The sequence below is a fragment of the Rhizobium sp. 1399 genome (assembly GCF_031455475.1).
GTDB lineage: Bacteria > Pseudomonadota > Alphaproteobacteria > Rhizobiales > Rhizobiaceae > Rhizobium.
This window is the reverse complement of record NZ_JAVDSU010000017.1, coordinates 141,571-162,379: the sequence shown is the minus strand read 5'-3', so window position 1 is coordinate 162,379 and position 20,809 is coordinate 141,571. Positions and strand designations below refer to the sequence as shown.

Genomic DNA, 20,809 nt, shown 5'->3' with positions numbered 1-20,809 from the left:
CGGGGATCATCCATGCTTCCCATCCAGTAAAGCACGAAACCAACAGACAATTCCTGTGCTTGTCACAGGAATCCAGCAGCCGCGTGTCCACGCGGTGAACGACTCGTATTCTCCGTAAAGGGAGAAAGTCTTTCCTGCCCAAGGACTTGGGCAGGCTGGATCCCTGTGACAAGCACAGGGATGAGGGAGAACTGGGCGGTCGCCGCGACTAATCAACTACCCTAGTCACGGCATCCTCCGCCAACCGACAGCCCTCACTCCATCGGCACTGCGACAAACCGCAGGTCGCCATTCGCTGCAGCGACCATCATCTGCGCGTTGCGCCGGCCTTCCTGCTTCAGCGTCTGCACCTTGGTGGCAACCGCATCCGGCGACTTCATGAATTCCTGCGCCACTTCGACGATCACGTCGCCGGGCTTCAAACCCTTTTCGGCGGCGGCCGAACCCGGCGCAACCTCAGTCACGACGACACCATCAACGCTTTCGGCAATGCCGAAGGCCTTGCGGGTCTCGGGGCTGAGCAGCGAGAGTGAAAGACCGAGCACATGCTTCGGAGCAGCCTGACCGGGCGTTGCCTGATCCTGGCTCTGGCTTTGCCCTTGTCCCTGGCCCTGTTGCTGCGGATCCTGGCCGTCAGGTGCGGCCTGCCCCTGATCGCCACCCTGATCCGGTTCGTCCATATCGTTGCTTTCACCGGGATCGGGATTGATGACACCGTCATCCGTCGAATTGTCGTTGGCGGCGGCCTGGTCGCTATCCTCGAGACGGCCGAGCGTTACCTTGACGGTCTGCTCCTTGCCGTCACGCATTACCACCACGTCGACCTCTTTGCCGACGGGGCTTTCGGCCACCACGCGCGGCAGGTCGCGCATCTCGCTGACGACCTTGCCGTCGAATTTCAGGATCACGTCGCCCGCCTTGATCGAGCCGTCATCGACCGGCCCGCCTTTGATGACACCGGCGACCAGCGCGCCCTTGGCAGTGTCGAGGCCGAGGCTGTCGGCCACTTCGTCGGTGACGGGCTGGATGCGCACGCCGAGCCAACCGCGCCGCGTCTCGCCATATTCGCGAAGCTGGTCGACCACGCCGGAGGCAAGCTCCGACGGTACCGAGAAGCCAATGCCGATCGAGCCGCCCGATGGAGAGATGATCGCCGTATTGATACCAATCACCTCACCCTTCATATTGAAGAGCGGACCACCCGAATTACCCTTGTTGATGGCCGCATCCGTCTGGATGAAATTGTCATAGGGGCCGGCATTGATGTTGCGGCCGCGGCCCGAAATGATGCCGACCGTCACCGATCCGCCGAAGCCGAACGGGTTGCCGATTGCCATCACCCAGTCGCCGATGCGCATAATGCTGGAATCGCCGAACTTGACGGATTTCAGCGGCTGTTTCGGCTCGACCTTCAACACCGAAAGGTCGGTCTTGGTGTCCGTACCGATCAGCTTGGCCTTCAGCTTGGAGCCATCGGCGAAATTGATCTCGATGTCGTCGGCGCCCTCGATCACGTGGTTGTTGGTGACGATATAGCCGCTGGGGTCGATAACGAAGCCGGAGCCGAGCGAGCTGACATTATGGTTGGGCCCGCGATTGCCCTGCTGCTTGTTGAAGAAATCGTTGAAGAATTCCTGGAAGGGCGAGCCGTCGGGCGCGCGCGGCGCCGGGCCTGCACCCTCGTCATCCTTCACATTCTGCGAGGTCGAAATATTGACCACAGCATCGAGCAGTCCCTCGGCGAGATCGGCGACCGAAGCCGGTCCATTGCCCGGAGCCGTCATCTGCACCGGCGGAGCGGCGGGCGTCACCGCAGCCGGGGAAACCGGCGCCGGTTGAGGGGCCGCAGGGGCCGGTGCTGCCTGTTCAGGTGTCGCTGGTGCGGGGGCGGTTTGCGCATGCGCAACACCGCTTGCGCCGACATTTGCCAGAAGGGCGGTGCCGGCCAGCAGCGCGAGCGTTCGTCTGAAGGGCGAGCGAGTCGTGGGGGCCATCAAGCTTCCTCGTCTGGGGTAAAGGCGCACATACAGCACCAGCATAAGGCGGAATGATGGAGGGCGAAATCACCTTTTCGCGAAATCCCCTTGCGAATGTGATCTAGCCTCGCAAAAGCCAGACACAGCCGACGCCGAGGGCTATCGCTGCAAGCCCGAAGACCCTGAGTTGCCGCTCCGGAACGGTGGGGAGAAGCTTCGCTATCTCGATAAGAAAACGAGGGGCCAGTGCGTAGACCAGCCCCTCGATGATAAGGAAGAATGCAAGTCCGGTCAGGAGGTCCTGCATTCAGTCTGTCGTCAGTTCGCCGGCAGTGCCGGAGCGGCCGGCTGTGCGGCCGCAGGCGGCACGAGGCCCCCGGTCTGGCTCGGTGCAGCAGGCTGGTTGCCGTCCGCATTCTCGAAGTAGCGGAAGAACTGCGAGGTCGGCGAAAGCACCAGCGTCGTGTCCGGCGAGGAAAGTGCCGTGGAATAGGCGGCCATCGAGCGGTAGAACTCGAAGAAGGCCGGATCCTTGCCGAAGGAATCGGCGAAGATACGGTTGCGCTCCGCATCACCCTGACCGCGCAGGATTTCCGAATCGCGCTGAGCATCTGCGGTAATCTCGACGACCTGGCGGTCGGCGACAGCCCGGCGACGCTGGCCCTCTTCATTACCCTCGGCGCGGATGCGCTCGGCCTCGGCCAGACGCTCGGAGCGCATGGCGTTGTAGGTGTTCGGAGCCACTTCCGGCGAAAGGTCCGTCCGGCGAATGCGGACGTCATCGATATGCAGGCCGAGATTTTCGGCATCGGTGCGCAGATCGTCGCGGATTTCGAGCATCATCGCCACGCGCTCTTCCGAAAGCGCGGCATTGTAGTCACGCAGACCGTAGACGCGGCGAAGCGAGGAATCGAGCTGCGCACGCAACCGTGCTTCGGCAGCGTCGCGGTCGCCGGAGACCGTTTCGCGGAAACGGCGCACATCCGAGATGTTGTAGATCACGAAGGCGTCGACATCGAAGGTCTGGCCGTCCTGAACCTGAACGCGGATATTGTCGAGGTCGAGCCTGAGCGCACGCTTTTCCACGAACTGCACACGGTCGGCATCCATGAAGCCGAATGGCAGCTTGAAGTAGAGGCCGGGCTCGCTCTTCACCGACTGGATCTGACCGAAGCGCACGACGATGGCCTGCTCACGCGCATTCACGACGAAGATCGACGAATAAAGAATGGCGAGAAGGATCGCGAGCGCGATGAGGATTACGGGAAGTCTGTTCGATACCATGGTTCAACCTCCCTGCCGTGCCGGTGCTGCTGCCGCCGGTCTGTTGATCTCGTTGAGCGGCAGGTAGGGCACAACGCCCTGCTTCTCGTCGATCACGACCTTCTTGGAGTTCTTCAGGACCTGCTCCATCGTTTCCAGGAACAGGCGCTTGCGGGTCACATCGGGAGCCTTCGAATATTCGTCGTTGATGGCCGTAAAGCGCTGGGCTTCACCTTCCGCTTCCTTGACGACGCGATCCTTGTAGGCGGCTGCGTCTTCGCGGATACGGGCGGCATCGCCTCGTGCCTGACCGAGCTTCTGGTTCGTATAGCGGTTGGCGTCCTCGATCGTGCTGTCGCGGTCGCGGCCGGCACGCTGTACTTCTTCGAAGGAGTCGGCGACTTCGCGCGGCGGCGCCACGTTCTGGATCGTCACGCCGGTCACGGTAATGCCCGCGCCGTAACGGTTCATCGTATCCTGAACGATGTTGAGAACCTGCGTCTCGATCGGCTGGCGGTTGCTGCGGAAAGCGTCCAGCGCCGGACGGCGGCCGACGACTTCGCGCATGGCACTGTCGGAAACCTGCTGCAGTGTTTCAGCCGGATTTTCCACACCGAAAAGATAGGCCTTGGGATCGCTGATCGTATAGAAGACGGCAAACTGCACATTGATGACACTCTTGTCGCTCGACAGCATCAGCCCGCTCGAAGAGCCTGCCGTGGTCGCGCCGATGTTCAACTGCTGCACCGTCACCTTGACCGTCTCGACGGTTTCAACCGGCCAGAAATGGAAATGCAGGCCCGGCATGGAAATCTCTTGCTTGGGCTGGCCGAAGCGCAGCTCAACGCCGCGCTCGTCCGGCTGGACGACATAAATGCATTGGAAAAGCCAGAAGATCGCGACAACAGCCACGATGATCGCAACGACACCGCCGTTGAAACCACCCGGAATGAAGCCGCGCAGTTGATCCTGCCCGCGCCGGATGATGTCTTCCAGATCGGGCGGACCGCCCTTGCCGCCGCCACCGCCGCGTGGACGGTTCGGCCCCTGCCCCCATGGTCCCTGATTATTACCGCCGCCGCCGCCCCAAGGGCCGCCGCCATTCTGATTGCTCCAGGGCATCAAAACCTCGTTGTTCGTTACGTCATACACATCCGACCGCCGTGGGGGCTGCCGGCGGATGCGATCCGACCGTTATAGGTATCACCGCATCTGCTTTCAACGCAGCGTCAGAAACTTGGTCAATATAATTGGAAAATAGTTCCTTTTCAGGCATCTCGCCGTTCATAAACGACGAAACGCGTGGGATAGGTGTCCCTTTCCCCCGAGGGAACATCGAGGCTCTCGGTCGCTACCCAGATTGTGGGATCGATCTCGGGAAAGGACGTGTCGCCATCCACATCGGCTTCCACATGCGTCACACACATGCGGTCGACGAACGCCATCGCCTGCGCGTAGATCTGCCCGCCGCCGAGGATGGAGATCTCGTTTTCACCCTGCTTGCGGGCGAGCTCCTCGGCCATCTCTATCGCCTCGTCGAGCGAGCGGGCCATTTGCACGTCGGGAAGATCGATAGCGGCACCGCGCGAGATCACCACGTGCTGGCGCCCCGGCAGCGGCTTGCCGCCGAAGCTCTCGAATGTCTTGCGGCCGACGACGACAGGCTTGCCTGTTGTCATCGCCTTGAAGCGCTTGAGGTCGGTCGAAAGCCGCCAGGGCATGTCGCCGTCGCGGCCGATGATGCCGTTGCGCGCAACGGCAACGAAGATGGTCTTGCGGATATCGGACATTGGCCTTCCCGGCTTGGAGCAAGTCGCGCAAAAATGTGCAGCGGTTTTGCGATTACGACATGCGAAACAAAAGCCTAAAGCGTGGCAAGCGATCTGAAAGATCGCGACACGCTTCAGACAGCAATCGGCGCCTTGATATTGGCATCGGCGTCGTAGCCGACGAGTTCGAAATCCTCGTAGACGAAGCCGAAGATATCCTTCACATCGCGCTTGATCAGCATGCGCGGCAGCGGCTTCGGCTGGCGCGCCAGCTGCAGCTTCGCCTGGTCGAAATGGTTGTGGTAAAGATGTGTATCACCGAGCGTATGGACGAATTCGCCATATTTCAGCCCAGTCACCTGCGCCACCATCATCGTCAGCAATGCATAGGAAGCGATGTTGAAGGGAACGCCGAGGAAGATGTCGGCCGAGCGCTGATAGAGCTGGCAGGAAAGCTTGCCGTCAGCCACATAGAACTGGAACAAGCAGTGGCAGGGCGGCAACGCCATCTCGTCCACTTCTGCCGGATTCCAGGCCGACACGATGTGACGGCGCGAATTGGGGTTCTTGACGAGGCCTTTTACGAGATTGTCGATCTGGTCGATATGCCCGCCATCGGGTGCTGGCCAGGAGCGCCACTGCGCGCCATAGACCGGGCCGAGATCGCCTTTTTCGTCGGCCCATTCGTCCCAGATGCTGACGCCGTTTTCATGCAGGTAGCGGATATTGGTCTCGCCCTTGAGGAACCACAGTAGTTCATAGATGATCGAGCGAAGATGCAGCTTCTTCGTCGTCAGCACCGGAAAGCCGGCATCGAGATCGAAGCGCATCTGATAGCCGAAGACCGAACGCGTGCCCGTGCCCGTGCGGTCGCCCCGGTCGGAGCCTTTTTCCATCACATGGCTCAAGAGGTCGAGATATTGCTTCATGGTCGCCACCGATTCCTTTTGCACCCAATTTAAGGGCAAAGCGGCCGCAAACCAATGCGTCTTGCTGATTATCCAAGCAAAATCCCTGGAGAGCACGACGCTTTTATGACGTATCCCCTTCCCTTGCGATCACAAAAACACTATATCAGCCATGCCGGCTTTCGGGCCGGCTATGGCGATAAACGGGCGGTGGAATAAACCTATTGGACCCGGGGGCGGTACCCGGCGCCTCCACCAAAAACAGGCGGCTCTCCTTTTGGAGAAGGGCCTGCTTTTGATGGGGGCGAAATAGGATCGACAAGGGTGTAAAGATCGACTTTTCGCTCGGCATGATACCGCCGTTATCGGGTCACAAGTGTAGTTGCAAACGACAACAACGCTAAGGAATACGCTCTCGCTGCCTAACGGCGGTGCGGGAATTCCGCTCTAAGTCCTTACGGTTAGCCCCGTAAGGCGGGGTCCGAAGGCACCTGGCAACAGAAGCCTTCACCTTCTCCCCTTTTTCGATGAAATCATGTATGCTTGATGAACGCATGAATCGGCTTGCGCCTTTCCCAAAGCGCCCGGACGTGCCATACAAGTTCGTGAAAAGACTTCCAAACCGACGAAAGACAGGAAAAGCATGGGGCAGGATCATATCCGCTACGACATTCTGGCACAGGACGCGTTGCGCGGTGTCATCCGCAAGGTCTTGACCGAAGTCGCAACGACGGGCCGTCTGCCCGGCGACCATCACTTCTTCATCACGTTTCTCACGGGCGCTCCCGGCGTGCGCATCTCGCAGCACCTGAAGTCCAAATATCCCGAACAGATGACCATCGTCATCCAGCACCAATTCTGGGAACTGAAGATCACCGAATCCCATTTCGAGATCGGCCTGTCCTTCTCAGACGTGCCGGAAAAGCTAGTCATTCCCTTTAACGCCATCCGCGGCTTCTACGACCCCTCGGTCAATTTCGAGCTGGAGTTCGACGTACCGCTGAGCGACGGCGAGGAACTGCCGGCGGCCGAGATCACCGCCTATCCCGTTGATGCCGTCAAGGCGGAGGACGCGGCTGCAAAGCCTGCCGCAGAAGGCGAGGAAAAGAAACCGGGCTCCGTCGTTTCGCTCGATTCTTTCCGCAAGAAGCAGTAATGCCGAGGGAGGCGAAAGCCTCCCTTTTTCATGATGGAGGCAACCGCGTGAGCGCCGAAATCGTCAATCTACGCCAGTTCCGCAAGCAGCAGGCTCGCTCCGAAAAGGAGAAGCAGGCAGAGCAAAACCGCATCTCCCACGGCCGTACCAAGGCTGAAAAGCAATTGACCCGCGCCCTCAACGAAAAGGCCGAAAAGGCGCTTGATCAGGGCCGGATCGAAGACGACAAGACCTGATCGCCGGCGGGTGAAAAGCCTGGGCGATCAGACAGATGCGGTTCCTGACTGAATCGCTTTCTCAACGAAGACGAAGCAGGCGATGATCCGCAAACATTCGGCGACGTTGCATGGGCACCGCACCAGTTTCTCGCTGGAAGATGAATTCTGGACCGAGTTGAAGGCGATTGCCGCGGGTCGTTCCATGCCGCTCGCGGCGCTGATATCAGAAATAGACGATGGCCGCGCGCCTGACAGCAACCTCTCCTCGGCGCTGCGCCTGCACGTTCTGTGCTGGCTGAAAAACGCCGTGGCGAACGCCTGATCGTCCGCTTGACCGGCCCTTCTTACTGGGCCTGAACGCCCGGCAACTGATCGAAATTGAGCTGGCCGGGCTGCAAGGGCTGTTCGGCTCGCCGCGCGGCCTCAGCCTCCGAAGCAGCCTTTGCCTTCGCTTCTGCCTCAGTCTTGGCGCGCGCCGCAGCTTCGGCAGCCGCCTTCGCCTCGGCTTCCGCCTTGCGCTGGGCCGCCTGCTGCGCAAGAGCCCTCAGCCGCTCTTCTTCCGCCTGCCGCTGCCGCTCGATCTCGGCAGCTGCAGCCCGCTGGGCGTCATTGAAGCGATAGAGCGCCACCTCGCGCCGCAGCCGCTGCTTTTCCAGCACATTGGTCTGCAGCCGCTCGACACGACGCCGCTCGCGCTCGAAGGCGCGCAGCGAGAGAAAGCTGGTAATATCGGTCACATCCATCGTCTTGCCGGGCGAGGCCAGCAGGCCGGAGAAGTTCAGCCGGATGCCCGGCTCCGCGCCCGAAAGCGCCTCCGCGCCGGGATTGAGGCCGATGCCAAGTGTCGCGCTGATGCGCCCCTGCGGCAGCTCGATTTGCGCGTCGGCGCTCAAATGTGCCAGATCGTTGGCAACGCTGACATTCTGGACCCGCAGCGTACCGTCAGTCACGTTGAAGGGAATGCCGAGCGGTGGCAGCTTCGCCTCGCCATTGTTCAGCAGCGTTTCGACAATCGGATGTATCTTGCCGGCATTGATCTGGTCCTGCATCGGATCGGTGGCGGCCAGCAGCGGCGCCAGGATCGCAAGGTTCAACCCGCGAACGCTCGTCTCGCCGAGCCGGATTTCGCCCGAGCCATTCAGAGAACTCGCAATTTCCGAAACCGTCTTGCCCGAAGCTTCGAGCGCCAGAGACATGCCGAACTTGCCGTTGGCGACAGGCGCGCCGTCGCGCGGCCAGACGACGCCGCCGAGATCGGAATCGGCAAGTGCAAGCCGCAACTGCAGGAAGCCCGTGCCATTGGCATTCGTAACGAGCATATTGCCGGAGAGCGCGCCGCCATCCCAGTTGCCGGCCATGTCGTTGAGCTGCAGCTCGTCGCCCTTGTAGGCAACGTTTGAGGTGAAATCGTTCACAGCCGTGTTCAAAAGCCCAGGCCAGAACTGCTTGGCGGTAACCTTCAGATTGACGTCGAGATCGCGGAAGAGCGGCAGGCCGAGGGCGGCCGTTGTCAACTGGCCGTTGGCGGGATCGTTGATCTGCCCGAACACGGCTTCGCCGAGCCAGCCGAGATCGGCCTTGGAAAGCGCGAGCGTGCCGCTCGCCGTCGTCTTTGCCGCCTTGCGATCGAAGGTCAGCCCGCCGGCAAATTCATTGTCGGCAGCATGCCCGTTGAGATCCGCCAACACCACCTTATCGGCATCGATGGTCGCGTTGGTCTGCAGCTTGAAGGGCAGCCCGGTGCCAAGCTCAGGCAGCGCGATGCCGTTCATGACCAGATACGGATCGAGATCGGCGCTTTCGAGCGATACGGCGACATTGCCGTTCATGAAAGTGTCGGGCCGTACATCGACCTTGCCGTTTGCCGTAAACGACGTCCGGTCTGTCGCGAAGGTCAGCGCGGCATCGGCAGGATCATTGCCCGCCGCCGTTACCTTCAGCGTCATACGGCCATTGGCGCCCGCGTCGACCGGCAGCGGATCGAGACCCGCCTGCCCGAACAGGATCGACGGCACGGCATTGTCGAGCGTCGCCTCCAGCGTCGTCGTGCCGCTGCCCGTCAGCGCCAGGAGGTCGGACATGCGGTAGTCGAGATTGACGCGGCTGCCGTTCGAAACGCCTGCGAGCGTCACCGAAAGCGCATTGCCGTCGTCGCCGCCGAGCGTCAGCGCGCCGCGCAGTGCCGTATTGCCGTACCAGCCGGCGTTGCGCACCAGCCGGTCCATTACAGGATGATGCGGCAGATGCTCGCGCAGCATGGCGAAGAAGGCGCCGGGATCGGCGGCCTTGAAGGTGATCTCACCGGTGCCCTTATAGTCGAGCAGCGATCCCTCCGCCTTGCCCGTCGCCGTCAGTTCGGCGCCCGCAAGGTTCTTGATCGACAGCCGGTCGACGGAAAGCGCCCCATCAGCGAGCGTAAAGGTCGTCTCGACATTATCGGCCTGCACGCCGAAGGCCGTGAATTTGTCGGCCTGGAGCTGCGCGGCAATCTTGTGATCGAGCACATTGTCGCCGGCATCCTGACCGGTAAAGAGACCAGTCAACGCCCTCAGCGCATCGAGATCGAGTGAATCGCCATTGAGCGCAACGGAAAGCGACGGCGTCTGGCCGTTGGTCGCCTGCCGCTCCAGCCGACCCTTCAGCGTCGCAGCACCGATCGCGATCTCCAGGTTCTCGAAGCGCTGCAGATCACGCGTCAGGCTGACATTGGCCGAAAAGCCCGCCTGCCGGAGCTGGCGGATCGCCGGATCGACCGAACCTGCCAGCCAGGAGGCAAGGCCCGTAGGCTGCGTGGAGGCAACCACCATCTGGCCGTTGAAGGACGGATCACCCGTGAGCGTCAGCTTGCCCTTGCCTTCCACCTGCGTGCGGCCGGGCAGCGTGCCGACGGCATTGTCGATCATCCAGCCATTGCCGGCCGGCCTCAGTTCCAGCGCCACGTCGCGGATCGTCGTATCGCCGGCAACGATTGCCGGCAGGCGCACCGTCGCCTTGCCCGGCACTTGCGGGATCGGAACCTGGCCGACAATTTCGAGCAGCGAGTTCAATCGCTGACGTGCCGAAACCGCAGGGTCGCGGTTGGTCTTGCCCGCGGCACCCTGATTGCCGATACGGTTGACGTCGATCTGCTGGCCATCGGCGGTCAGCAGGAATTCCGGCGCACTGCCGGTGTCGAGCGTCGCCTCGCCCGTGATCACATAAGGGTCGTCGGTCGAGCCGACTTCCATACGGTATTCGGGAACGCGGATGCGGTCGTTGGTGAGTTCGAAACGACCCTTGAGGCGCGGCGGCGCCTCCCCCTTTTCGCTCTTGCCCTCACGGTTTTCGATCGCCGCAACCAGCGTGCCCTGATAGTTCGGCCGGCTGTCGACGAGCTTCAGTTCACCATCGAGATCGACGGTGACGGGATGCTTGTCCGGCGCAAGCCGGGTGCGCACGCGCAACACGCCACTCTCGTCCGGCTGATTGCTGGAGATGGAAAAGCTGCCATGTTCGCCGTCTAGCGTGCCATCGCCCTCGATGCGCCATGGACCGGCGAGCGACTTCGCCGACATTTCGGCATTGAGCCCCGTCACATGCCGCGAACGGCCGGACTGGTCGTCGATGAACTCGATCTCGCCGCCGTTGACATGCACATTTTCCAGAACGACGGTCTTGGCCGGAATTTCCGGCTGGCTGCCGCGCATCCAGTCCAGCGAGCCGTCCTTCAGAAGCCGCAGCCGCACCTTGGGGTTGACGACCCGCATGTCGAAGATCAGCGCCTCGCCCGAGAGGAAAGGCGCAAGCTCGGCATCCATGGAGAACTGCTCGACCTGGACGACCGGCGTGCCGTCTTCTTCCTGGCCGACGCGCACGTCATGCAGCGTCACGGACGGAAACGGCAGCAGCCGCGCGTCGACCGTGCCATGCACCGTCACCTTCTTGCCGATGATGCGGCTTGCCTGATCCTCGAAATTCATCCGGAAATCCGTCCAGTCGATGAACAGCGGTGCCAGCAGCGCCACGAAGAGCACTACGACGATCACTCCTCCTAGAAAGACGAGGAACCGGCCTACCAAGTCAGGGATTCTCCATTCGGGATTCTGTTGCCGACACTAGCGCTATTCATGCCGGGGGCAAGGGCCAAGATCATGAGATTATTCCATTTTCAGCCCAGATGAAAAATCTTGCCGGGATTGAGGATATTGTCAGGATCAAGCGAGCGCTTGATCTGGCGCATCAGGTCCACCGTACCCCCGAGCTCCTGTTCTAGAAATGCCATTTTCCCCTGCCCGATCCCGTGTTCGCCGGTGCATGTGCCATCCATTGCCAGCGCCCGCACATTCAGCCGGGCCACGAACTCCTCGGCCGTGGCAATCCCCGCGGCACTCTTGTCGTCGAACAAAAGCTGCACATGGAAGTTCCCGTCGCCCGCATGGCCCACGATCGGCGCCAGCAAACCATTCGCCTCGATATCGGCCTGCGTTTCGGCAACGCAATCCGCAAGCCGCGATATCGGAACACAAACATCGGTCGAAAGTACGGCAAGTCCGGGCGCGAGCGCCCGCACCGACCAGTAGGCATCATGGCGCGCCTTCCAGAGCTTGGTGCGCTCCTCCGGGGTCGCCGCCCACTTGAATTCGCCGCCGCCGCATTCAGCCGCGATCTCGGCAAAGGCGGCCGATTGCAGAGCCACCGTCTCATCCGTGCCGTGGAACTCGAGGAAGAGCGCCGGGCTCTCCTCATAGGGAAGACCGGCATAGGCGATGCTGGCACGCATCTGCAGCGCATCGACAAGCTCGATACGCGCCACCGGAATGCCCATCTGGATCGTCATGATGACGGCGTCGCACGCAGCCTTCACGCTCGGGAAGGCGCACACACCTCCGGCGATCTTCTGCGGAATGCCGTGCAGGCGCAGCGTCACCGAGGTCAGGATGCCGAGCGTGCCTTCCGCACCCACGAAAAGCCGTGTGAGATCGTAACCGGCCGACGACTTGCGCGCCCGCCGCGCCGTGCGGATTTCCTCGCCGGAAGCGGTCACTGCCGTAACGGCAAGCACATTGTCCTTCATCGTCCCGTAGCGAACGGCATTGGTGCCGGACGCCCGTGTCGAGGTCATGCCGCCGATCGAGGCGTTGGCGCCGGGATCGATCGGGAAGAACAGGCCGGTATCGCGCAGATGGATGTTGAGCGCTTCGCGGGTGATGCCCGGCTCGACCGTGCAATCGAGATCCTCCGGATTGACTTCAAGCACCCGGTTCATTCGGCTGAAATCGATGGAAATTCCGCCATTTGGCGCATTGACCTGCCCCTCAAGCGAGGAGCCGGTGCCGAAGCCGATAACAGGCACTTTATGATCGGCGCAGGCCCGCACAGCGGTCTTCACATCGTCAGCCGTCTCGGCAAAGAGCACGCCGTCGGGCAGTTGGGCGGGAATGTAGGTGGTCGTGTGAGCATGCTGGGCGCGAAAAGCCTGGCCGGTCTGGAAGCGCTCTCCGAAGCGCTGTTTCAGAATGCCGATGACGGCCTCTATGCCCGCCTCGTTTCGCACCCCAGCCTTCGCGTCGCGCAGTGCCATGCCGTTGATCTCCCTGCATTCCACAGCCTGCTACAGCATCTGTAGCAGGCCGGGTATGAGGCAAGTCAAAGCGGCTGTCCAGCCAAGATTCGGGAAGATTTCATTCCATCTTTGTTGCAGGGACCGCGGGCGGGTTGAGCCGCGCAAAGCCCTCCTGCCGATAATAGGGAAAATAGGGATAGGGCGGCGTCACGGCACTCACCGCATCCAGCCGCCCGATCTGTTCCGGCGTCAGCCTCCAGCCGACCGCGCCGAGATTTTGCCTGAGCTGCTCCTCGTTGCGCGCGCCGATGATGACGCTTGAAACCGTCGGTCGGCCGATCAGCCAGTTGATGGCGATCTGCGGCACCGTTTTGCCTGTCTCGGAGGCAATTTCGTCCAGCACGTCGACGATATCGAATAGCTTCTCATCATCGACGGGCGGCCCGTATTCGGCAGTCTGGTGCAGACGGCTTCCCTCGGGCAGCGGCGCACCGCGGCGGATCTTGCCGGTCAGCCGGCCCCAGGCGAGCGGGCTCCAGACCAATGCCCCCACTTCCTGGTCGGCGGCAAGCGGCATCAATTCCCATTCGTAATCCCGCCCGGCGAGCGAATAATAGACCTGATGGGCCACGTAACGCGGGTATCCATATTTTTCCGACAGCCCAAGCGATTTCATCAGCTGCCAGCCGGAGAAATTGGAAACACCGACGTAGCGAACCTTGCCAGCGGCTATGAGCCCATCGAGCGTAGCGAGCACCTCTTCGACAGGCGTCGAGGCATCGAAGGCATGAAGCTGCAAGAGGTCGATATAGTCGGTGCCGAGCCGGCGCAGCGCATCCTCGGTTGCGCGGATCAGCCGTACCCGCGAAGTGCCCCAATCATTCGGCCCCTCGCCCATCGGCAGCGCCGTCTTGGTCGAGACCAGCACCGCGTCGCGCTTTCCGGATATCGCCTGCCCCAGCACCTCCTCGGAAGCGCCGGCCGAATAGACGTCCGCCGTATCGAACAGCGTCACACCCGCCCCCAGGCAGATATCCACCATCCGTCGCGCCTCTCCCGCATCCGTCGTGCCCCAAGCGCCGAAGAGCGGCCCGCTGCCGCCGAAGGTGCCGGCCCCGAAGCTCAGCACCGGCACCCTCAAGCCCGATGCGCCTAGATTTCTGTATTCCATGATTCAATCTCCTGTTTTCTGAAGAGATAGACCCGGCCAGAACGATGATATAGATTGCCTTGGAGCATATCATCTGTGATTTGAATTCATCATGAGCCGTCAGGACATCAATCGATCGGGCGAAATGGAAGTCTTCGTCAGCGTCGTCGAGCGCGGCGGTTTTTCCGCTGCGGCCCAGGTGCGGCGCATGACGCCATCGGGCGTCAGCAAGCTGGTCGCCCGGCTGGAAACAAGGCTCGGCGCCCGCCTCGTCAACCGCTCGACGCGCAAGCTGCAACTGACGCCTGAAGGCTGCGCCTTCTACGAGCGCAGTGTCGCGATCCTCGCCAATATATCGGAGGCTGAGCGTTTCGCCTCGGCCGGAGAACAGGCCGCGGGCCGCATCAGCATCAACACCAGCGGCTCCTTCGGCAATCATGTTCTGGCGCCGCTGATCCCGGCCTTCATGGCCGAGCATCCGGATGTCACCCTCGATATCACCCATACCGACAAGGTGGTCGATCTGCTGGAAGAGCGTGCCGATGTCGCAATCCGGGCCGGCCCGCTGAAGACATCGAGCCTGATCGCTCGCAAGCTCGGCGCTGCCAGAAAGATCATCGTCGCCTCGCCCGATTATCTTGAGCGACACAGCAAACCGCGCTCGGCCGAAGAACTGCGCAATCACCGCCGCATCGGCTTTTCCTATGCCCGCGCACTGGAAGGCTGGCCGGTCATTGATGCCGGCGAGACGATCATCATTCCCCTCACCCCCGGCCTTCAGGTCGGCGATGGCGAGGCTATGCGATATCTCGCGCTCTCAGGCGCCGGCCTTGCCCGCATGACAGAATTCACCGTGCGTACCGATATCGCTGCCGGTCGGCTCGTTCCCGTGTTGGAAAAACTCAATCCCGGCGATGTCGAGGAGTTCTATGCCGTCTATATCGGCCAGGGCGGCCCTCTTCCCGCACGCGTTCGCGCCCTGCTTGATTTCCTCGCGAAACACATCCGCCTTTAGGAGCACAAAGGTCAGATTCCGCAATTGACCCATTGGCCACCGCGCGCCTATATCGGGTCTGCGCCTGCCGGCCCTCGCAGCCGGCCTCTTCATACTGCCGGGGCCTCCTCCCACCTCCGCCTTCGGGCTCGCTCCGGTCGAAAAGTTCGGGGATCACAATTTTGGACGCAAGCAGCTTCCATCAGAAAGCGAGCCTGCCCAAATGGGCATTGCTGCTCGCCTTGTCGGCCGTTCTCGTCCTTTTCCTCGAACTCTTCGCGCTGCCCGCCTCGCTGCTGATCGGCCCGATGGTCGCGGCCATCGTGCTGGCGCTCACCGTCGGCAAGGGGCAGCTGCGCATCCCCTACTGGCCGCTGCAGTTCGGCCAGGTGCTGGTCGGCCTCTTGATGGCGCGCAACATCACGCCCGATATCCTCGGCACCATGGCCAAGGACGCGCCGCTCTTCTTCGTCTTCATCGTCTCAGTGATCGCCATTGCCGCCGGTCTTGGCTGGCTGCTCACGCGCTGGCAGGTCTTGCCGGGCACGACCGCCGTCTGGGGCTCCACGCCCGGCGGCGCCTCGGCCATGGTCATCATGTCGGAAGCCTATGGGGCAGATGCCCGCCTCGTCGCCTTCATGCAATATCTGCGCGTCGTCTTCGTCGCCGTCGGCGCGTCCGTCATCTCCCGCCTCTGGGTTGCCGCCGATGGCGAAGAGCCGCCGCCAGTCATCTTCTTCCCGCCGGTCGATTGGTCGGCCTTCGCCATGACTGTCGCCTTCGCTGCCCTCTGCTGCTACGCCGTCTTCCGCTTCCGCATCCAGGGCGGCAATATCGTTATCCCGCTGATCGGCGGCGCTCTTCTGCAGGGTTTCGGCCTGTTGAAGATCGAGCTGCCCACCTGGATCCTGGCGCTCAGCTACGCACTGATCGGCTGGAGCATCGGCCTGCGTTTTACCCGCTCGATCATCGAACACGCCGCCCGCGCTCTGCCCCGCGTTTCCGCCTCCATCATCATCCTGATGGCGCTCTGCGGCTGCATGGCGCTGGCACTCCACAAATTCGCCGGTATCGACCCGCTCACCGCCTATCTCGCGACCAGCCCCGGCGGCGCCGATTCCGTCGCCATCATTGCCGCGTCCAGCGATGTCGACGTGCCCTTCGTCATGGCCATGCAGACCGGCCGCTTCATGATGATCCTGTTGATCGGCCCTGCGCTCGCCCGCTTCATCGCCCGCCGCTCCGATCTTGCGGAAAATGCCGCTTGAGGTCGGGAAATCGTCGGCATGTGAAGCCGTCGAAAGCGAACTGTTCTGCCCATGCTTGACTAGTCGCAGGCCCGGTTATTCCCTACATTGGTTGAATGACCATCACTGTGCTGAAAAATGGATAACACGGGACTGTCTCTCGACAGGATGCGCACCTTTGTTCGCGTTGCCGAGCGAGGCAATCTGTCTACGGTGGCAAAGGAGCTCGGCGTCGGTCAATCAACCGTGACGCGGCACCTCAATGAACTCGAGGACGCAATCGGCGTACCTCTCCTCAGCCGGACCACGCGTCGCGTCACCCTTACCGACGAAGGCAGCCGCTATTATGCCAACTGCCTTCAGGTATTACGCCTGGTCGAGCAGGCTACCGAGGAAGCCAGAAATGCCCGTCGGGCGGCCGCAGGCGCTGTCAGGCTCTCGTGTACTGCAGCGCTTGGCGTGATGCACATCACCCGCCTCATCTTCGAATTTCAGGACCAGCATCCGGATATCAGCGTCGATCTCAACCTAACCGACGAGCGCATCGACCTGGTTCGCGAGGGCGTTGATGTGGCGCTCCGGCTTGGGCCTCTCACCGACAGCTCCATGAAGCTTCATGCGCTCGGAAAAAGCCATCGGCTGATGGTAGGCGCTCCAGCGTATTTCTCCGCCCACGGGCGGCCGGAGCACCCGGACGATCTCTCGCGATACGAAACCGTCATCATGTCCAATATAGCCGGGAGCGATCAGGTCACTCTCTCCTCCCGCCATGGCGCGAATGTGACGGTTCCAGTCAATGGGAAGCTGCGCGTCGATCACGGGCTTGCGGCGCGCGAAGCCTTGGCCGCAGGACGCGGCATTGGTCCCGCCCACCTTTGGCTGGTCCACGATCTCCTGGACAACGGTCGGCTCGAGGTCGTGCTCGAAGACTATCGTCCGTCGCCGGTCCCGCTAAGCCTGCTCATCGTGCCCGAGCGTTCCACTATTGCCCGCGTTCGCCTTCTCACCGACTTTCTCGTCGCCGAGATTTCCAAACTGCCGGGAATCCGGCCATCGTGACTCAGAGCCCGAAAGATCGCTTGTCGCCGCGCCAGCCCGTGGTCCGAAGATACTGTTCCCAGTCGAGCGCGTTGGGATCCAGGCGACGGCTCCATTCCAGATCATGCTCCCTGCCGAAATAACCATATTCGACAGCATATTCGACCATCCCCAGAAGCTCTCGCACGAGAAACTCGTTGGCGGCAAACTCCGGAAAATGCTGCAGCAGGCCGTCCCTGGTGAAAGCATCTCGATATTCTGCCTTGATGCCGGTTACCTGTCGGAAAGTTTCGACCATCTCGCGCGGAGAGATGATATCGCCGACGATAGGCAGCGTTTTCCCGTTGTAGCGCTCGGGATTTGAGAAAATTTCGAGCACTGCCGGCCCGGTCGCCGTGAGCGGATCGACGAAAGGCGCTCGAAAATCTTCAGGAAGATAAATCGGCAGCAGGAGCGTGTCACCTTCCATGCGCGGCGGATAATATTCGAGAAGATTCGTATAGAAGAATGCCAGGATGACGAAGGAATGAGAGATCGGCAGACCGCGAATATAGTCTGCAACGCGCGCTTTGTCGGTGAAATGCGGAGCATACTTTGTCCCGCCGGAGATGGCGTCGACATTCTCGAGCGTGCTGAAAACAATATGTCCGACACCTGCCTCAACCGCTGCATCCGCCAGTTGGCGGCCGATAGGAGCCTCTATTGTCTCCGGTGGCATGACCGGTGGCGTCATCAGAAATGCCCCGTCCGCGCCTTCGAAAGCAGCAACGAGATCCTGCTGGAAACCAAGCTGGAGAGGGACGGTTACAATTTCAGCTCCAAGTTTCTCCAGACTTAAAGCCTCGGGTGAATCCTTTTTTCGGGTAAGGGCGCGTACGCGGAAACGTTCGCTGCGAAGGAGCGTCGCTGCGACGCTACGACCCTGTTTGCTGGTTGCACCGACAATTGCGATAAGTGGCTTATCATTTGAAGACATAGTTGCGCCTTGAACCTTTTCCCTGTCGCTGGCTGCCGACTGCGTTAGCGAGCGTCCTACTGGAGAGCATTCGGCTGATGCCGATCTCGGACCCGGAGGCAAGCTATCTCATCAAGCTTTCTTGCTGTAGGCATGCGCAATGCATATGATAATGCCATTTTATGGATAAATACCGTGGCTGGTCGTGCCTGTATCAGCCGCTGGCCGTGCAGGATTTCAAAATCCAGGCAAGAGATGAGATCACGTCGGGCCATCGGGTCACGCCCTTGTTTTTCAGGTCTGCTCCATGAAAAAGGACTGTGACCACCATTTGCTGACCGTTGCCGCAGAAAGCCGCTCAAGCCGCCAGCGCCCTAGTGTGACCCTATATTGTTGAAATGCCGGTGAAATGCACCTGATTGGCAAAGCCGGTTGCCGCTGCCACGGCCCGCAAGCGAGTTAACGACCGCTGAAGCGTTGTCTCGCGGCCTCGGTAACGGGTGTATAAAGCGCCACGCGGGTGCCCTCCGGGTCGGAGAACTGGACCGTGCGATTTCCCCACGGCAAATCCTTGGGTTCATGCACTACCTCGACATGATCCTTGAGCCGAGCGAATTCAGCGTCGACGTCCGATACCATGAATTCAAGAATGGCGGTTTTATTGGCGCGTGGCTCCGCACTGCCCTCCTTGAAGAGCGCGACCGTTTCCGCGCTCCCTATTGCCACGACGGCACCGGGTGTGACGATCTCGGCAAAGACGGGAGCAAGCCAGTCCGCGCGATAGCCCGTCACGAGCTCATAAAAGGCCACCATGCTTTCGATATCCGAAGCGATGAGACGGGTGGATGCGAGTTTCATCATTTTCTCCTTCACGCGTAATGATCTCTTTGCCCGCTCTTGTGACATAGTCATCCTGCCAGCGTTGTGGCAGCAGGAGTCACCAGCCATGCGAAAAGCGGAACGGCTTTTTCAGATCATCCAGATACTTCGAAGATCAAACCGTCCGGTCACCTCGGCGCAGCTTGCGGACGAACTCGAGGTCGCGCGACGAACCGTCTATCGTGACATTGCCCACCTGATTGGCCAGCGCGTTCCTATCGAAGGGGAAGCTGGCTTTGGCTACGTCCTCGACCCACGATACGATATGCCGCCGCTGATGCTGACTGCAGAGGAAATCGAGGCTGTTCTACTGGGCGTTCAGATGGTGGCGAAGCTGGGTGACCCGGCCATCAACGCTGCGGCCAGAGATGTCATCGCAAAGATTGCATCAACCGTACCGGACGACCTTCTTCCCTTCATTGCCGAACCTTCGGTCAGCCTGAAACCTGACAAGGTCATGGACAGCCTGACGCTCGACAGCCGTCCAGTCCGGCGGGCGATTAGGGAGGGGCGAAAGATTGAGCTTGAATATCGCGCCGCGAATGGCGCGGTAACCAGCCGTATCGTGTGGCCGGTGCTCCTCGGCCATGAGGATGCGCGCTGTCTTTTGATTGCGTGGTGCGAATCGAAACAGGCTTTTCGCCATTTTCGCACCGAACGCATTCTCGATCTCAAGGTTCTCGAAGAAACCATCGGCCTATCTAGAGGCAAATTGAGACAGCAATGGCTGCAATGGCGTGAAGCCGAACTTTCCCGTTCGCGCCAAGCGTTATGATACGCCGCCATTGCTGACCTGCGCTGTCCGCTGAAGCCCCACCCATCGTCCAGGCGTCACCCCATAGGCCTTCTTGAAGTGCCGGATGAAATGCGCCTGGTCGGCAAAACCGGTCGCCGCCGCCACATCGGCGAAACCCTCACCCTCGCCCATCAGCGCCTTCGCCTGCTGCAGCCGCCGCATCAGCATGTAGCGGTGCGGGCTGGTAGCAAAGGCCGTACGGAAATGCCGTGACAAGGTGAAACGGTCGAGGCCGGTAATGCTCTCCAGCTCGCCGGAGCGCACTGGCCGCAATGCATGCGCCTCCAGATAATCGCGCGCCGCCCGCACCTGCCTCCAGGCAACGGCGCCGAGAGCCGGGCGGCGTACCTGCGAATGACGCGACAACCCGCCCGCCACGCGGCTGACGAAATCGTCGACGAAAAGTTCGTCCAGCTCCCGGTCGAGTTCACTGAGTGCTGCGAGCAGCACCTGTGCCAGCGCGCCGTCGGCAATCACGGGCTGATCGACGAAGGGAAGGCCGATCTTTTCCGCCTCAAGGCATTCCATCAGGAGCGCTGGCTCCATGTAGAGCATGCGGTAATGCAGCCCGGCCTCCGTCGCCGCTCCGCCGTCATGCTCCTCGTCGGGATGCAGGACGATCACCTGCCCCGGCATGCTGAAGCGCCGCTCGCCGCGGTAGGTGAAGGTCTGCACACCATGAAGGGTGACGCCGAGCGCATAGGTATCGTGCCGGTGCGGCTCGAAGACGTTGCCTGAGAATTGCGCTTCGATACGCTCGATGCCCGGAAAGGCCGGCGCAGTCAGGATGCCGCTGCCGGCAGGCGCGGCCAGTATGCCGCTGTCCCCTTGCGGCTCGCACAAACGTTCAAGACCCTCGAAGACCTGCGGCGTTAGATCCTGGCTCAATGCGTTTCCGATACCCTGATGAAAGAGACT

Annotated in this window: 19 protein-coding genes and 1 other RNA gene; 8 read left to right on the top strand and 12 right to left on the bottom strand. The window is 61.3% G+C overall.

The window, feature by feature from the left end; genetic code table 11:
- Window positions 1-254: 254 nt before the first annotated feature.
- The 6 genes from J2X71_RS34070 to J2X71_RS34045 all read right to left on the bottom strand — a co-directional run bounded on the left by J2X71_RS34070 (window position 255) and on the right by J2X71_RS34045 (window position 5,937).
- Window positions 255-1,994 carry a DegQ family serine endoprotease gene (locus tag J2X71_RS34070; protein ID WP_310389442.1) on the bottom strand — a complete coding sequence of 580 codons (1,740 nt, stop codon included), beginning with the start codon at window positions 1,992-1,994 and terminating at the stop codon, window positions 255-257.
- A 103-nt stretch (window positions 1,995-2,097) separates the two neighbouring features.
- Window positions 2,098-2,283: a DUF2065 domain-containing protein gene (locus tag J2X71_RS34065; RefSeq protein WP_310389440.1), complete on the bottom strand. Its 186-nt coding sequence runs from the start codon at window positions 2,281-2,283 to the stop codon at window positions 2,098-2,100.
- A gap of 11 nt (window positions 2,284-2,294) precedes the next feature.
- Window positions 2,295-3,260 carry a protease modulator HflC gene (locus J2X71_RS34060; protein ID WP_310389437.1) on the bottom strand — a complete coding sequence of 322 codons (966 nt, stop codon included), beginning with the start codon at window positions 3,258-3,260 and terminating at the stop codon, window positions 2,295-2,297.
- Between the two features lie 3 nt (window positions 3,261-3,263).
- Window positions 3,264-4,361, bottom strand: a complete 1,098-nt coding sequence (gene hflK / locus J2X71_RS34055) for an FtsH protease activity modulator HflK (protein WP_310389435.1) — start codon at window positions 4,359-4,361, stop codon at window positions 3,264-3,266.
- Window positions 4,362-4,507: 146 nt separating this feature from the next.
- Window positions 4,508-5,029 carry a dihydrofolate reductase gene (locus J2X71_RS34050; RefSeq protein ID WP_310389434.1) on the bottom strand — a complete coding sequence of 174 codons (522 nt, stop codon included), beginning with the start codon at window positions 5,027-5,029 and terminating at the stop codon, window positions 4,508-4,510.
- Between the two features lie 113 nt (window positions 5,030-5,142).
- Window positions 5,143-5,937: a thymidylate synthase gene (locus tag J2X71_RS34045; RefSeq protein WP_310389432.1), complete on the bottom strand. Its 795-nt coding sequence runs from the start codon at window positions 5,935-5,937 to the stop codon at window positions 5,143-5,145.
- A 114-nt stretch (window positions 5,938-6,051) separates the two neighbouring features.
- On the opposite strand from J2X71_RS34045, the gene ssrA reads away from it, so the two are divergent.
- The 4 genes from ssrA to J2X71_RS34025 all read left to right on the top strand — a co-directional run bounded on the left by ssrA (window position 6,052) and on the right by J2X71_RS34025 (window position 7,612).
- Window positions 6,052-6,428, top strand: a transfer-messenger RNA (tmRNA) gene (gene ssrA / locus J2X71_RS34040).
- A gap of 131 nt (window positions 6,429-6,559) precedes the next feature.
- Window positions 6,560-7,072 (top strand): SspB family protein, encoded by a 513-nt coding sequence (locus J2X71_RS34035; protein WP_007814451.1) that lies wholly within the window; start codon window positions 6,560-6,562, stop codon window positions 7,070-7,072.
- Window positions 7,073-7,119: 47 nt separating this feature from the next.
- The gene (locus J2X71_RS34030; protein ID WP_037070786.1) at window positions 7,120-7,308 is read left to right on the top strand and encodes a DUF4169 family protein; all 189 of its coding nucleotides are present in this window, start codon (window positions 7,120-7,122) and stop codon (window positions 7,306-7,308) included.
- 82 nt (window positions 7,309-7,390) lie between these two features.
- Window positions 7,391-7,612, top strand: coding sequence for a ribbon-helix-helix domain-containing protein (locus J2X71_RS34025; RefSeq protein ID WP_113325498.1), 222 nt, complete (start codon window positions 7,391-7,393; stop codon window positions 7,610-7,612).
- A 22-nt stretch (window positions 7,613-7,634) separates the two neighbouring features.
- Here J2X71_RS34025 and J2X71_RS34020 read toward each other — a convergent pair whose 3' ends face one another.
- The 3 genes from J2X71_RS34020 to J2X71_RS34010 form a co-directional block, all read right to left on the bottom strand.
- Entirely contained in the window at window positions 7,635-11,348 is a 3,714-nt protein-coding gene (locus J2X71_RS34020; protein ID WP_310389427.1) for an AsmA family protein, read from the bottom strand.
- A gap of 89 nt (window positions 11,349-11,437) precedes the next feature.
- Window positions 11,438-12,850 carry an FAD-linked oxidase C-terminal domain-containing protein gene (locus tag J2X71_RS34015; RefSeq protein ID WP_310389425.1) on the bottom strand — a complete coding sequence of 471 codons (1,413 nt, stop codon included), beginning with the start codon at window positions 12,848-12,850 and terminating at the stop codon, window positions 11,438-11,440.
- Window positions 12,851-12,950: 100 nt separating this feature from the next.
- Window positions 12,951-14,003: an aldo/keto reductase gene (locus J2X71_RS34010; RefSeq protein WP_310389423.1), complete on the bottom strand. Its 1,053-nt coding sequence runs from the start codon at window positions 14,001-14,003 to the stop codon at window positions 12,951-12,953.
- Window positions 14,004-14,094: 91 nt separating this feature from the next.
- Between J2X71_RS34010 and J2X71_RS34005 the strand changes: the two genes are divergently transcribed.
- The 3 genes from J2X71_RS34005 to J2X71_RS33995 all read left to right on the top strand — a co-directional run bounded on the left by J2X71_RS34005 (window position 14,095) and on the right by J2X71_RS33995 (window position 17,282).
- Window positions 14,095-14,997 carry a LysR family transcriptional regulator gene (locus J2X71_RS34005; protein ID WP_310389421.1) on the top strand — a complete coding sequence of 301 codons (903 nt, stop codon included), beginning with the start codon at window positions 14,095-14,097 and terminating at the stop codon, window positions 14,995-14,997.
- 152 nt (window positions 14,998-15,149) lie between these two features.
- A complete protein-coding gene (locus J2X71_RS34000) occupies window positions 15,150-16,244 on the top strand; it encodes an AbrB family transcriptional regulator (RefSeq protein WP_310389449.1) in 1,095 nt (364 codons plus the stop codon).
- A 117-nt stretch (window positions 16,245-16,361) separates the two neighbouring features.
- Window positions 16,362-17,282, top strand: coding sequence for a LysR family transcriptional regulator (locus tag J2X71_RS33995; protein WP_310389419.1), 921 nt, complete (start codon window positions 16,362-16,364; stop codon window positions 17,280-17,282).
- Window position 17,283: 1 nt separating this feature from the next.
- Here J2X71_RS33995 and J2X71_RS33990 read toward each other — a convergent pair whose 3' ends face one another.
- A complete protein-coding gene (locus tag J2X71_RS33990; protein WP_310389448.1) occupies window positions 17,284-18,237 on the bottom strand; it encodes an NmrA/HSCARG family protein in 954 nt (317 codons plus the stop codon).
- A 438-nt stretch (window positions 18,238-18,675) separates the two neighbouring features.
- The gene (locus tag J2X71_RS33985; RefSeq protein ID WP_310389447.1) at window positions 18,676-19,074 is read right to left on the bottom strand and encodes a VOC family protein; all 399 of its coding nucleotides are present in this window, start codon (window positions 19,072-19,074) and stop codon (window positions 18,676-18,678) included.
- Window positions 19,075-19,162: 88 nt separating this feature from the next.
- On the opposite strand from J2X71_RS33985, the gene J2X71_RS33980 reads away from it, so the two are divergent.
- A complete protein-coding gene (locus tag J2X71_RS33980; RefSeq protein WP_310389417.1) occupies window positions 19,163-19,870 on the top strand; it encodes a YafY family protein in 708 nt (235 codons plus the stop codon).
- Here the strand turns inward: J2X71_RS33980 and J2X71_RS33975 are convergent.
- On the bottom strand, window positions 19,865-20,779 hold the full coding sequence (locus tag J2X71_RS33975) for an AraC family transcriptional regulator (RefSeq protein ID WP_310389415.1): 915 nt from the start codon (window positions 20,777-20,779) through the stop codon (window positions 19,865-19,867). The two genes, J2X71_RS33980 and J2X71_RS33975, sit on opposite strands and share 6 nt — an antisense overlap.
- Window positions 20,780-20,809: the final 30 nt, after the last annotated feature.